This window comes from Streptomyces sp. yr375 (genome assembly GCF_900110755.1).
Classification (GTDB): Bacteria; Actinomycetota; Actinomycetes; order Streptomycetales; family Streptomycetaceae; genus Streptomyces.
The window spans coordinates 95,178-107,781 of sequence record NZ_FOFF01000007.1; the positions used below are offsets into that span (position 1 = coordinate 95,178).

Consider the following 12,604-nt stretch of genomic DNA (forward strand, 5'->3'; position numbering starts at 1 on the left):
AGGGAGAAACGCGTGCGCAACGAACAGCAGGCCACCACCGAGGATCAGTGGCGCCAGGCCAAGCTCATCTGGGACTACCACCAGATGCGGCACGAGCTGCGGCCCGTCGACGTGGCGGTCGGGCTGGGCAGCCACGACCTCGGCGTCGCGGCCCACTCCGCCGAGCTGTATCGCTCCGGGCTCTTCCCGACCCTGGTGTTCACCGGCGGCAACAGCCCCACCACCGCCAAGGTCTTCCCCCGCGGTGAGGCCGTCCACTTCCGTGAGCACGCCATCGACCTCGGCGTCCCGGTCGAGGCGATCCTGCTGGAGCCCCACGCGAGCAACACCGGTCAGAACATCACCCTCTCCCGTGCGGTCCTCGCCGCCGCCGGGATCCGGCCGGAGACGGTGCTGCTGGTCTCCAAGCCCTATATGGAAAGGCGATCGTTCGCGACCGCCCGCAAGCTGTGGCCCGACGTCGAGATCCTGTGTGCGTCGGAGCCGCTGGAGTTCGACGACTATCTGAAGTCCATCGGCGACGAGAAGCTCGTCCTGGACATGCTCGTCGGCGACCTCCAGCGGGTCATCGAGTATCCGAAGCTCGGGTTCGCCATCGAGCAGGAGGTCCCGGAGGACGTGCATGCCGCCTACGAATCCCTCATCCGCGACGGCTTCACCAGCCGCCTCATCAACCCCTGACCTGCCCGGGCCGGGCGGGCTGTGTGCCATCCACCAGCCGAACTTTCTGCCCCGGCTGACCACGCTGGCCAAGCTGTTCGCGGCGGACTGCTGGATCGTCCTGGACGACGTGCAGTTCACCCGCCGCGACTACCAGCACCGAGCCCGCCTCGCCGGCCTCGACGAACCCACCCGTCAGCAGTGGCTCACCATCCCCACCCACCTGCCTGGCGGACGGCCCACCCTCATCCGGGACGCCGTGATCGACAGCCCCGCCCTGGCCCGCCGCAGGACCGCAGGGATGCTGCGGCAGCACTATCGGGCCAGCCCTCACTGGCCCGCCCTCGCCCAGGCCCTGGACCTCGTGCTGGACGCCTTCGACACGGGTGAGACCGCGACGGTCGCCGAGACCTCCACCCGCGTCCTGCTGGACCTGCTCGGCTGGCAGGGCCAGGTCCTCACCAGCAGTCGTCTGCCGGCCCGGCCGGGCCGATCCGTCCGGCTCGCCGACCTTGCCGCGGCGACCGGCGCCCGCGTCTATCTGTGCGGGACCGGCGGCATGACCTATCTCGACCAGAACCCGTTCGCGGCTCAGAACATCGCTGTGGTCCCGTTCCGGCCGCCGACCACCGGCATCTGGTCCTCGGGTCGGCGGCTGAGCGCCCTGTGGGCATTGGCGGCACTCGGCCCACAGTCCATGGCCGCCCGCCTCCGGGCTCTCACCGCCCGCGACGTCGGCTGCGGACCGCTGCCTGACCCGACCGGGTAGGGGCCGGGGCGTTCTCCCGGCAACCGGTCCATCGCCGCCCGGATCGCCGCTTCGTTCCGGGCGGCGGGCGGAATCTTCGCCGAGCTGTACAAACTCTCCCAGGACCGGTGATCGCCCCTACCCGAGCTGCCCGAGAAACGCACGCCAACTCTCGGGCGAGACGGTGAGGTGGGGGCCGTGGGGGTGCTTGCTGTCGCGGACGGCTCGGCCGCCGGTGCTGGTGTCGGCGACCTCGACGCAGTTGCTCTGCGTCCCGGAATAGGACGACTTCCAGAAGGGGCTTACGACCTCGGTCACGATGTGTCTTCCTTGGTGGTCCGCAGTATGCGCCGGATGAGCCTGGCGCTCGCGTCCGGCGCCAATGCCGCCGATCGTAGTAGGTCGAATGCATTGGCGTAAGCGGTTAGATCCTCGGGCCCTTCCAGGATCGACGTGCCGCGCAGGTTCTCCAGGGCCACGGCTTCGACCGTTGGTTCCGCGTCGAAGCTGAAGGTGGAGAAGGCGGAGGTCAGGGCTGCCAGCGCGCCCGCGCTGAACGGGAGAACCTGCACGGTGACGTTCTTCCGCTTGCCGACCTCGAGGATCGCGGACAACTGGTCCCGGTGAACCTCGGTGCTCACCAGCGGATGCGTGATGACGCCTTCCCAGAGGATGGCACTGTACGTTGCCCCGCCCTCCTCGATTTTGGCCTGCCGGGCCTTTCGCACCTTCAGCAGGTCAGCGACCAGTTCCGGGGAAACGTAGTTGGGGTCGGCCGCAATGTTCGTCTCTGTGTAAGCCGGAATTTGCAGGAGTCCCGGTACCAGAACCGGCTGCCATTCCCGGATGTACGAGGCGTCGTCCTCCAGCGCGATGTGGTCGAGGTAGTCCGGCCGTAGGTGTGCGGCGTGTTCGAGCCACCAGCCGCGCCTGTTCGACTGCTTGGCCAGCGACTCAAGCTTCTCCCGGACTTCGGGCTCGTCGACGCCGTAGGCCTTCAGCATGGCCCGGATCTCGATCGGGCGGGCGATGACGTGTCCGGTCTCGATGCGGCTGACGCGGGTCTGATGTGCCGCGATCACCTCGGCGGCCTGTGGCTGGTCGAGCTTGGCCGCTTGCCGGTACCTCCTGAGCGCGGACCCAAGTCGCCTGCTGCGTACGGTCGGACGTCCACCTGCGGGCATCGAAAACCCCTCTCTTTCGCAACTCCACTGTAGAGCAAGACCGTTATCGCACATCAGTCCTATCGCATGCATGCGACTCTGGGGATTGCGACTGTTCCTCTTGTGCCTCTAGCCTCAAAGCAGCGCACCTCGCGCATCTTTGACGTCACGTCAGGAGGTACGGCACCCCCATGCCCGAAACCGCCAACACCTTCCGCATCCCCAAGCACAGACGGCACGTGCCGGTCGCCCGGAGTCAGGTTCGTAAGGCCCTCGCGGACTGGGGGATCGCCGATGAACTCGCCGACGACGTCACGCTCGCGGCGAACGAGCTCGTGACCAACGCGGTGACCCACTGCCAGGTGTCCTACGCGCAGGTCAAGGTCAAACTGACGCTTCAGGGGCCGTACCTGTTCCTGGAGGTCTACGACCCGGACCGGGACCGGCTCCCCGCGCCCCGCGACTGCGCGCCGGACGGCGAGGGCGAGGGCGAGGGCGGGCGCGGGCTCGTGCTCGTCGGGCGGTTGGCCGGCGCCTGGGGGCACGCGCAGCAGAAGCACACGAAGTGTGTGTGGGCCAGGTTCACGCTTCCGGAGAGGACCCATGTTCCGGCGGCTTTATGAGGTGATCGCCGGGCTGCGGCGCAAAGACGTCCCCGCGCCGGACGACTGGGACGTAGCCCGCGAGGTGCGACAGCCGGACCCGTACGTATGGCCGCAGCGGCGACTGCCGGACCCGTACGTATGGCCGCAGCGGCGACTGCCGAGCCCCCGTGAGGCCCGCTGGCGCCGCTGGGCCAGACGCAACCGCGCGGCCGGTCACTCCCTGCCGTTCCCTAGGGAAGAGGCGTGCTGGCGGGTCCCCGGCCGCCCCGGGGAACCTTCCTGGGGAGCCGAGGACGACGTGGTACGGCCGTACGTGCTCAGGCCCTGATCGAACCAGGGTCCGGCCGGCCGGCTCCACGTCAGAACACCGGCGTTCCCGACTGGGTCAGCTTCCAGTTGGTGGCGGCGAAGTCGGCCGGGTCCAGGGCGCCCTTGGCCGTGACGTAGTCGATCATCAACTGGCGGATCTCGTTGGTGGAGCTGTAGGCGATGGGCGCGGCGGCGATGTGCGGGTAGCCGCTGCCGCCGTTGGCGCGGTAGTTGTTGACGGCGACGACGAAGACCTGGTCGTCGGCGACGGCCGCGCCCTTGTAGGTGAGGTTCTTGATGCGGGAGCCCTCGGCCGCCGCGATGTCGATCTCGTAGTCGACGCCCGCCGCCGTGTCGTACATGTAGTCCCAGAAGCTGTTGGCGTTGGTGAGGGTCGTCGTGTCGACCTTCGTGCCCGCCGGGACCTGGTGGTAGTACTTCGCCGCGTACTCGAGGTAGTCCTTGAGCTGCGCGCCGGTGAGCTTCTTGCCGTACAGGGTGTTGTCGTAGATGTAGAGGCCCGCGATGTCGCGGATGGTGACCGAGCCGGCCGGGATGTCGGCGGTGCGGCTGAAGGGCGCGGCGACGGAGATGAGGGGGAGGGCGGCGTCGGCGGTGGAGAGACCGGCGGCGACCGTCTTCGACTGGACCTCGTGGATGAAGTCCATGATGGGGACGTCCTTCCAGCAGGACTCCGCCGCCGAGAGGTCCGCCGTGCAGGTGCCGACGGCCGTGTTGACGTACTTCACGACGAGCGCGTGATCGGCCGCCAGCAGCTTCTTGATCTCCGGGTCCTCGTCCACCGTGTTGGGGTTGAGGGTCTGGGCCGTCTTGCTGACGACCTTCCAACGGCCGTGCTCCAACTCGACCTCGAAGTCGAAGACGCTGAGCCGGTAGCCCCAGCAGTACGGCTCCGACAGCAGCACGTCCTCGCCGGTCTCCGTGTTCTTCACCGTGTACGACGGCACCTCGACGTGCGTGTGGCCGACGAGGATCGCGTCGATGCCGGGGACCTGCTCGGCGACGAGGTTGGAGGCGTTCTCGACGTAGGGGAGCTCGTCGCCGTAGGACGAGGAGCCGTCGAGACCCGAGTGGTCGGTGAGGAACACGACGTCACAGCCCAGCGCCCGCAGCCTCGGCACGTACTTCTTCGCCTGCTCGACGAGGCCCGGGAACACCATCTTGCCGCTGACGTTGTCCTTGTCCCACAGCGCGATGCCCGGGTTGGTGAGGCCGAGGATGCCGACCTTGATGTCGGGCGCGCCCGGGACGCAGATCCGCTTCACGGTGTACGGCGCGAAGGCGGGCCGCAGCGTCTTCGCGTCGAGGGCGTTGGCCCCGAGCAGCGGGAAGTGACACTGGCTCTCGAACTTCCGCAGCACCTCGATGCCGTAGTTGAACTCGTGGTTGCCGAGGGCGGCGGCGTCGTAGCGCATGTGGTTCATGGCGGTCGCCATGGGGTGCTTGACGCCGCTCGTGATCGGCTCGACGCGCGCGAAGTAGTAGGCGAGGGAGGTGCCCTGGATGATGTCCCCGGCGTCGACGAGCAGCACCCGCTCCTCGCCCTTGGCCTTCCGCTGCTCCTTGATCAGCGTGGCGACCCGCGCGACGCCGACCGAGTTCCCCTTGCTGTCCTTGTAGGCGGCGTCGGTGTAGTAGTCCCAGTCGAAGACGTGACTGTGCAGGTCGGTGGTGCCGAGGATGGAGAACGACCAGGTGCGCGGCTTCTTCACCGGCTTGGGACTCGTGCGCCCGGCGGCCTGGGCGCTCCCGGCCCCCGCACTCCCCGCAACGGCGACAGCCGCCCCGGTGACGGCCGACTTCTGCACGAACTCACGGCGATTCAGCGGATTGACGGGCATGGCGGGGCTCCTGGGGGAGGGCTGTGGAGGAGGGCTGGGGTGCGGGTGGCTACACGCGTAGATAGTGGTCGCGGGCGGCCCCTTCGAAAACCAGCGGCATGCCATGGGCAGGTCAACAAACGGAAATGACCGAAGAACTGTCGGAAAGTATGTGGATGGCTACTCTGGGTCGCAACTGGCCTGCCTCAAGGGAGGGGCGCATCATGACGTTGATGACACGGCGACCGATCGCGATAAGCGGCACTCAACCCGACGGCTTCGAGGCGTTGTTGGACCTCGCCGACGGGCTGAACGTGCCGGACGGCCACAAGGCCGAAATCGTCAACGGGAACGTCGTCGTGTCGCCGTGGCCGAAGGGCTACTGCCACCGCGTCATGCGGCTGGTGTGCCGGCAGTTGGAGCCGTACCTTCCGGAAGGGCACGTGATCGACCGGTCTCCGACGCTCTACGTCTTTCCCGGGAGCGGCTGCGCATACGGTCCGGATATTCACGCGGCACACGAGCGGGCGTTCGACACGGAGGGCAACCGCCTGGACGGCGAAGCCCTCTCCTTCGTCGCCGAGCTGACCTCCCCCTCCACCCGGCTGGACGACCTCACCGACAAGGTCGAGACCTACGGGCAGGCGGGTGTCCCCGTCTACCTGATCCTCGACATGCAGGAAGAGCAGGCCATCGTCTACGGATCGCCGTCGGTGAAGGGGTACGAGATTCGCTTCAGCAAGCCCTTCGGCGAGAAGATCGACATCCCGCTGCCCTTCGGCTGCACCCTCGACACCGCCGGCTTCCAGGCCCCCGCGTCGCCCGAGAAGTGACCCACACGCGGTGTGCCCCCGTCCGATACCGGACGGGGGCACACGCATGAGCGGGCTGCCGAACTGTCGCCCTGCGGCGACAAGTTGGGCTACAGGAACGAGTTGATCTCGATCGTCTCGTCTCGGCCCGGGCCCACGCCGATCGCGGAGATCGGCGCGCCGGACATGTCCTCCAGGGCCTTGACGTAGGCCTGGGCGTTCTTCGGGAGGTCGGAGAACGTCTTCGCCTTGGTGATGTCCTCGGACCAGCCGGGCAGGGTCTCGTAGATCGGCTTCGCGTGGTGGAAGTCGGACTGCGAGTACGGGAGTTCGTCGACGCGCTTGCCGTCGATCTCGTAGGCCACGCAGACCGGGATCTGCTCCCAGCCCGTCAGGACGTCGAGCTTCGTCAGGAAGAAGTCCGTCAGGCCGTTGACGCGGGTCGCGTACCGGGCGATGACCGCGTCGAACCAGCCGCAGCGGCGGTCCCGGCCGGTCGTGACGCCCCGCTCGCCGCCGATGCGGCGCAGCGCGTCGCCGTCCGCGTCGAACAGCTCCGTCGGGAACGGGCCCGAGCCGACGCGGGTCGTGTACGCCTTCAGGATGCCGATGACCCGGCTGATCTTCGTCGGGCCCACGCCCGCGCCCGTGCACGCGCCGCCGGCCGTCGGGTTCGACGACGTGACGAACGGGTACGTGCCGTGGTCGATGTCGAGGAGTGTGCCCTGACCGCCCTCGAAGAGGACCACCTTGTCCTGCTCCAGCGCCTGGTTCAGCAGCAGCACCGTGTCGGTGACGTAGGGGGCGAGCTTGTCGGCGTAGCCGAGCAGCTCCTCCACCACCTGGTCGACGGCGATCGCGCGGCGGTTGTACAACTTGGTCAGCAGTTGGTTCTTGGCGTCGAGCGCCGCCTCCACCTTCTGCGTGAGGATCGACTCGTCGTACAGGTCCTGGACGCGGATGCCGACCCGGTTGATCTTGTCGGCGTAGGTCGGGCCGATGCCGCGCCCGGTGGTGCCGATCTTGCGCTTTCCGAGGAAGCGTTCCGTCACCTTGTCGACAGTCACGTTGTAGGGCGTGATGATGTGCGCGTTGCCGCTGATCAGCAGCTTTGACGTGTCGACGCCGCGCTCGTTCAGACCGCTCAGCTCGGAGAGCAGGACCGACGGGTCGACGACGACACCGTTACCGATGACCGGCGTACAGCCGGGTGACAGGATTCCGGAAGGGAGCAGGTGGAGTGCGTACTTCTGATCGCCGACGACGACCGTGTGGCCGGCGTTGTTGCCGCCCTGGTAGCGCACTACATAATCCACCGAGCCACCGAGAAGGTCGGTGGCCTTTCCCTTGCCTTCGTCACCCCACTGAGCACCGAGCAGCACAAGTGCGGGCACGCGCGTACACCCCTTCCGGGTGGGGCATGTCCAAGGTCAGGGGCGTACGCGGCAGTTCATGCCACCGCGTGCACCGCGACCGTCGCCGGTCGCCAGTTGTCGGACCCGGATGCCCCGGAATAGACGAAGCCCCTGGCGCAATAGCGCAAGGGGCTCTTGCACCAAGATGCTACCCGAGGAAGCGAGGCAGGACCGAGGTGGCGACTTCTCCGACGTCCGATCAGTTGCTGGTGATCATCGATCCGGCCGCTCGGCACACGGACGGGGAGTCCGTCCGTATCGCGAAAGACGTGCTCAGCGCGGGTGCGGCGAGCACGAGGGTGGCTCTGCCGGAGGATCCGGAAGAATTCGCCCGAGTGCTGTCCCGGCGGGGCGCGCGGCGGCCGGTGATCGTCGGCGACGACCGCGCGCTGCTCCGCGCGGTGACCCTGCTGCACCGGCAGCGGGCCCTGGCCGAATGTGTGCTGTCGGTGGTGCCTGTAGGGGCCTCCCTGGGCGTCGCGCACGCCCTGGGGGTGCCCCGGGGGGTCGTGGCGGCCACCCGGGCCGCCCTGGACGGCACCGAACGCCGTCTTGACGTGCTCATCGACGACAGCGACGGGGTGGTGCTGGGTACGCTCCGCATCCCGCCGGTCCCGCTCGCCCCGCATGATCCGGATGATCCCGACCCTGTGGGCATGGTGGATATCACGGAGGGTGGTGTCGGGCTCGCGCAGGGTGGGCGGCACTGGCTGCGGACGTACCAGTCGTTCGTCCGCACCCTGGTCCCGTCCCGGCCGTCGCGGCCGTCGCGGTTCGCCCACGTGCCCGCCGCGCCCGGACCGGCCCGGCTGCGCATCGAGGTCGACGGGGTGACCCTGATCGACCTCGACCAGCCGGTGGCGGCGGTCTCGGTGTTCCCGGGCCCCTCCGGCACGGCGGTCGTGGAGGTACGGCCGCTGTCCCTCGGCGCGGAGGCGGCCCCCCTCCAGGCCCGGGGCCGCACGGTGACCGTCTCGGGCGCGGACTTCCGCTACCGGGCGGACGCGACCGTCGCGGGCCCGGTACGGCATCGGACGTGGACGGTGCGGGAGGGGGCGCTGGGGCTGATGCTGCCGGCGCGGTGAGGCCGCCCGTACCTCCGGCGATGCCCCGGCGATGCCCCGCCGAGCCCCGCCGAGCCCCGCTGAGCGGCTACTCCGGTAGCCCCTCCGTGCCGCCGCCCCCGGTGAGGCTCTCGTCCTTCAGGTCGACTCCGCTGCGGCCCAGTTCCCGGGCGGCCCGGAGCAGGGCGGCCAGTTTCGCCGCCGCTGTCTCGTAGGGCAGGCCGAGCGGGGGGCGGATGTTGGAGAGGCAGTTGCGGTCGGCGTCCGTGGTGAGGCCCGGGCGGGGGCGGTACGTCAGGTACGCGCCCAGCGAGTCCGCCGCCGACATGCCGGGGCGTTCGCCGACGAGGACGATGACGGCGGCGGCGCCCATGGCGTGCGCGACGTCGTCGCCGAGGGCCACCCGGGCCTGTTCGGCGAGGACGACGGGCGCGGGCGGCGTGTCCTGCGGCAGCAGCGCGGTCGTCGCCCGGACCAGCGCCGCCGCGTGCTCGTGCACGGCCCGGCTGGACAGGCCGTCGGCGACGACGAACACGACGTCCCAGTCGCCGGTGGGCAGATGGGCCCGGTCGGTGGGGTGCAGGCGGCGGCCCAGGTCGGGGCGCTGGAGGTAGGTGAGGCGGTCGGGGGCGGCGCTGCGGACCCGGATCACCGGCGTACCGGTCAACTGCGCCGCGACCGCGTCCGGTTCGAACGGCGAGTGCACGGCGTCCCGGGCGGCGGCGTGCGCGGCCTGGAGTTCGAGACGGTGCCGGGTCGGCAGCGCGGAACCCGCCCGGCCGAGACCGATGCGGGCCTGGGTGCGGCCACGCAAGGCGGCCCACAACTCGCTCTCGGCTGTGGGTACTTGAGATATCCGACTGTTCGTCATGCCACAAGCTTCCGACCGGTGATCCCAGTTGTTCCGATGGTCCCGCCGATGGCCCCGATCGCCGTCAGTGGATGGGCCGTTCCCGTCACCTCGCGGATGCCGCCGCGTTCGTCCAGCAGCCCGATCGAGTCGAGCCAGGCCTCGAACTCCGGTGCCGGGCGCAGCCCCAGGACCTCCCGGAGGTACAACGCGTCGTGGTACGAGGCCGATTGGTAGTTGAGCATGATGTCGTCGCCGCCCGGGGTGCAGATCACGAAGGACGCCCCGGCCACGCCGAGCATCGTCAGCATGGTGGCGATGTCGTCGTCATCGGCGTCGGCGTGGTTGGTGTAGCAGATGTCGAGGCCCATGGGCAGGCCGAGGAGCTTGCCGCAGAAGTGGTCCTCGAGGGCGGCGCGCAGGATCTGCCGGCCGTCGTAGAGGTACTCGGGGCCGATGAAGCCGACGACGGTGTTCACCAGCAGCGGGTCGTAGCGGCGGGCGACCGCGTAGGCGCGCGCCTCCACCGTCTGCTGGTCGACCCCGTGGTGCGCGCCGGCGGACAGCGCGCTGCCCTGCCCCGTCTCGAAGTACATGACGTTCTGCCCGACCGTCCCGCGCCCCAGCGCCCGCGCCGCCTCGTGCGCCTCGTCGAGCAGGCCGAGGGTGACGCCGAAGGAGGCGTTCGCGGCCTGGGTGCCCGCGATGGACTGGAAGACGAGGTCGACGGGCGCGCCCTCCTCCATCAGCCGGACGCTCGTGCTGACGTGGCAGAGCACGCAGGACTGGGTGGGGATCGCATACCGGTCGATCACCCCGTCGAGCAGTTCCAGCAGGTCGCGTACGGCCCGGGGGCTGTCGGTGGCCGGGTTGATGCCGATGACCGCGTCGCCGGAGCCGAGGAGGAGGCCGTCGAGGAGGGCGGCGGCGACGCCCGCCGGGTCGTCGGTGGGGTGGTTGGGCTGGAGGCGGGTGGCGAGCCGGCCCGGCAGGCCGATGGTCGAGCGGAAGGCGGTCACCACCCGCACCTTGCGCGCCACGGCGACCAGGTCGGCGTTGCCCATCAGCTTGGAGACCGCCGCGACCATCTCCGGGGTCAGTCCGGGGGCGAGGGCGGCGAGCGTCGCCGCGTCCGCCGCGTCCGACAGCAGCCATTCCCGCAGCTCCCCGACGGTGAGGGAGGCGACCGGCGCGAAGGCGGCCGGGTCGTGGGTGTCGAGGATGAGCCGGGTGACGTCGTCGTCCTCGTAGGGGATGAGGGGGCGGGTGAGGAAGTCGGTGAGGGGCACCTCCGCCAGTGCCCAGCGCGCCGCGACCCGCTGCCGGGCGTCGGCGGCGGCGAGGCCGGCCAGCCGGTCGCCGGAGCGTTCGGGGCTCGCGGCGGCGAGGAGGCGGGCGAGGGAGTCGAAACGGTGCCGCTCGCCGCCGAGGGTGGAGGTGTAGGGGCTCATGTCCGGGACCGTACGAGCCCCATGTTGCCACCGGATTTCACACGGCCCGAGAAAGACTTCTAAAGGTCTGGTTGACAAGCATTTAACGTCCCGACACCCTTGACCGACTTATTCGGGCGACAGAGTTCCGGTCCAGCACGCAGCGGACGACCAGGAGAGGGGCCACCCCGATGGCAGTGGACGAGGGAGTCGCCTCGGCGGCGAACACCACCGGAGAAGCAGCCGTTCACCGGCTCAAGCCCAACGCCATCGGTCTGCTCGGCGTGGTCTTCATGGCCGTCGCCACGGCGGCGCCGATCACCGCGATGACGGGCAACGTGCCCTTCATGGTGTCGTCGGGCAACGGCGTCGGGGCCCCGGCGAGCTACCTCGTCGCAATGGTCGTCCTGGCAATCTTTTCCGTCGGTTTCACGTCGATGGCCAAGCACATCACCTCGACGGGCGCCTTCTACGGCTTCATCTCCTACGGCCTCGGCCGCTCGGTCGGCCTCGCCTCGGGCCTGCTCGCGACGTTCGCGTACGCCGTGTTCGAACCGGCGCTGATCGGCATCTTCTCGTCCTTCGCCACCACGACCCTGAAGGACCAGACGGGCCTTTCGATCCCGTGGTGGGCGTTCGCGCTGCTGATGCTCGCGGTCAACGCGACGGGCACCTGGTTCGGCGTCTCCGTCGCCGAGAAACTGCTCGTCGTCCTCCTCGCCACCGAGGTGACGATCCTCGCCGCGATGGCGATCTCGGTCGCCCTCCACGGCGGCGGTCCGGACGGCTTCACCTTCGACCCCGTCAACCCGGTCAACGCGTTCAAGGGCACCAGCGCGGGCCTCGGCCTCTTCTTCGCCTTCTGGTCGTGGGTCGGCTTCGAGTCGACGGCGATGTACGGCGAGGAGTCCCGCAACCCGAAGAAGATCATCCCCAAGGCGACGATGATCTCGGTCCTGGGCGTCGGCGTCTTCTACGTCTTCGTCTCCTGGATGGCCATCATCGGCACCGGCGAGTCCTCGGCGGTGAAGGTCGCCACCGCCGACCCGTTCGGCCTGTTCTTCGGCCCGACCGAGCGCTACGTCGGCCACTGGGCGGTCGACGTCATGCAGTGGCTGATGATCACCGGCTCGCTGGCCTGCGGCATGGCCTTCCACAACTGCGCCGCCCGCTACATGTACGCGCTGGGCCGCGAGGGAGTCCTGCCGTCCCTGAAGAACACCGTCGGCCGCACCCACGCCCGGCACGGCTCCCCGCACTACGCGGGCCTGGTCCAGACCGTCGTCTCGGCCGTCCTGATCGGCGCGTTCTGGGCGGCGGGCAAGGACCCGTACACCGGTACGTACGTCCTGCTCGCGATCCTCGGCACCATGGCGATCCTCGTCGTGCAGGCGGTGTGCTCGTTCGCGGTGCTGGTCTACTTCCGCTCGCACCACCCCGAGAACCGGCACTGGTTCCGGACCTTCACCGCCCCGCTCCTCGGCGGCGTCGCGATGCTCGCCGTCGTCGCGCTGCTGGTGTCCAACATGGGCGTGGCGGCGGGGCCGGAGTCGGACTCGCTGGTGCTGAAGGCGACGCCGTGGATCGTCGTACTGATCGCGGTGGCCGGCCTCGGCTACGCCCAGTACCTCAAGCGCCGGGACCCGTCCCGCTACCTGCTGCTGGGGCGGACGGTGCTTGAGGAGACCAAGGAGCGGTAACAGCCTT

General features: G+C 69.4%; 13 protein-coding genes. 7 read left to right on the forward strand and 6 right to left on the reverse strand.

The genetic code is table 11. From position 1 onward, the window contains the following. The first annotated feature begins 12 nt into the window (after window positions 1–12). Complete coding sequence (locus BMZ82_RS10265) at window positions 13–681, forward strand: YdcF family protein (protein WP_093774048.1); 669 nt, start codon at window positions 13–15, stop codon at window positions 679–681. Then, the gene (locus BMZ82_RS10270; protein ID WP_177244445.1) at window positions 623–1,429 is read left to right on the forward strand and encodes a WbqC family protein; all 807 of its coding nucleotides are present in this window, start codon (window positions 623–625) and stop codon (window positions 1,427–1,429) included. The genes BMZ82_RS10265 and BMZ82_RS10270 overlap by 59 nt, the downstream gene beginning before the upstream one ends. Before the next feature lie 117 nt (window positions 1,430–1,546). Here the strand turns inward: BMZ82_RS10270 and BMZ82_RS10275 are convergent, their stop codons facing one another. Both BMZ82_RS10275 and BMZ82_RS10280 read right to left on the reverse strand, forming a co-directional pair. Then, a complete protein-coding gene (locus BMZ82_RS10275; RefSeq protein WP_093774050.1) occupies window positions 1,547–1,726 on the reverse strand; it encodes a DUF397 domain-containing protein in 180 nt (59 codons plus the stop codon). Continuing rightward, a complete protein-coding gene (locus BMZ82_RS10280; RefSeq protein ID WP_093774053.1) occupies window positions 1,723–2,592 on the reverse strand; it encodes a helix-turn-helix domain-containing protein in 870 nt (289 codons plus the stop codon). The genes BMZ82_RS10275 and BMZ82_RS10280 overlap by 4 nt, the downstream gene beginning before the upstream one ends. Window positions 2,593–2,762: 170 nt before the next feature. Here BMZ82_RS10280 and BMZ82_RS10285 point away from each other — a divergent pair, with 170 nt between their 5' ends. Next, a complete protein-coding gene (locus tag BMZ82_RS10285) occupies window positions 2,763–3,194 on the forward strand; it encodes an ATP-binding protein (RefSeq protein ID WP_093774055.1) in 432 nt (143 codons plus the stop codon). Beyond that, on the forward strand, window positions 3,175–3,504 hold the full coding sequence (locus tag BMZ82_RS40190) for a hypothetical protein (protein ID WP_143098842.1): 330 nt from the start codon (window positions 3,175–3,177) through the stop codon (window positions 3,502–3,504). Before BMZ82_RS10285 ends, BMZ82_RS40190 begins: the two co-directional genes overlap by 20 nt. Before the next feature lie 31 nt (window positions 3,505–3,535). Here the strand turns inward: BMZ82_RS40190 and BMZ82_RS10290 are convergent, their stop codons facing one another. Beyond that, complete coding sequence (locus BMZ82_RS10290; protein WP_093774057.1) at window positions 3,536–5,347, reverse strand: bifunctional metallophosphatase/5'-nucleotidase; 1,812 nt, start codon at window positions 5,345–5,347, stop codon at window positions 3,536–3,538. A 203-nt stretch (window positions 5,348–5,550) separates the two neighbouring features. Between BMZ82_RS10290 and BMZ82_RS10295 the strand changes: the two genes are divergently transcribed. Further along, complete coding sequence (locus tag BMZ82_RS10295; RefSeq protein WP_093774059.1) at window positions 5,551–6,159, forward strand: Uma2 family endonuclease; 609 nt, start codon at window positions 5,551–5,553, stop codon at window positions 6,157–6,159. An 89-nt stretch (window positions 6,160–6,248) separates the two neighbouring features. Here the strand turns inward: BMZ82_RS10295 and BMZ82_RS10300 are convergent, their stop codons facing one another. Next, on the reverse strand, window positions 6,249–7,532 hold the full coding sequence (locus BMZ82_RS10300; RefSeq protein WP_093774062.1) for an adenylosuccinate synthase: 1,284 nt from the start codon (window positions 7,530–7,532) through the stop codon (window positions 6,249–6,251). A 197-nt stretch (window positions 7,533–7,729) separates the two neighbouring features. On the opposite strand from BMZ82_RS10300, the gene BMZ82_RS10305 reads away from it, so the two are divergent. Continuing rightward, window positions 7,730–8,638, forward strand: coding sequence for a diacylglycerol kinase family protein (locus tag BMZ82_RS10305; RefSeq protein WP_093774064.1), 909 nt, complete (start codon window positions 7,730–7,732; stop codon window positions 8,636–8,638). A 67-nt stretch (window positions 8,639–8,705) separates the two neighbouring features. Here BMZ82_RS10305 and eutC read toward each other — a convergent pair whose 3' ends face one another. Together eutC and BMZ82_RS10315 are read right to left on the reverse strand one after the other, a co-directional pair. After that, window positions 8,706–9,488 carry an ethanolamine ammonia-lyase subunit EutC gene (eutC, locus tag BMZ82_RS10310; protein WP_093774066.1) on the reverse strand — a complete coding sequence of 261 codons (783 nt, stop codon included), beginning with the start codon at window positions 9,486–9,488 and terminating at the stop codon, window positions 8,706–8,708. Further along, the gene (locus tag BMZ82_RS10315; RefSeq protein WP_093774068.1) at window positions 9,485–10,918 is read right to left on the reverse strand and encodes an ethanolamine ammonia-lyase subunit EutB; all 1,434 of its coding nucleotides are present in this window, start codon (window positions 10,916–10,918) and stop codon (window positions 9,485–9,487) included. The genes eutC and BMZ82_RS10315 overlap by 4 nt, the downstream gene beginning before the upstream one ends. A gap of 170 nt (window positions 10,919–11,088) precedes the next feature. On the opposite strand from BMZ82_RS10315, the gene BMZ82_RS10320 reads away from it, so the two are divergent. Beyond that, complete coding sequence (locus BMZ82_RS10320) at window positions 11,089–12,597, forward strand: APC family permease (RefSeq protein WP_093774070.1); 1,509 nt, start codon at window positions 11,089–11,091, stop codon at window positions 12,595–12,597. Window positions 12,598–12,604: the final 7 nt, after the last annotated feature.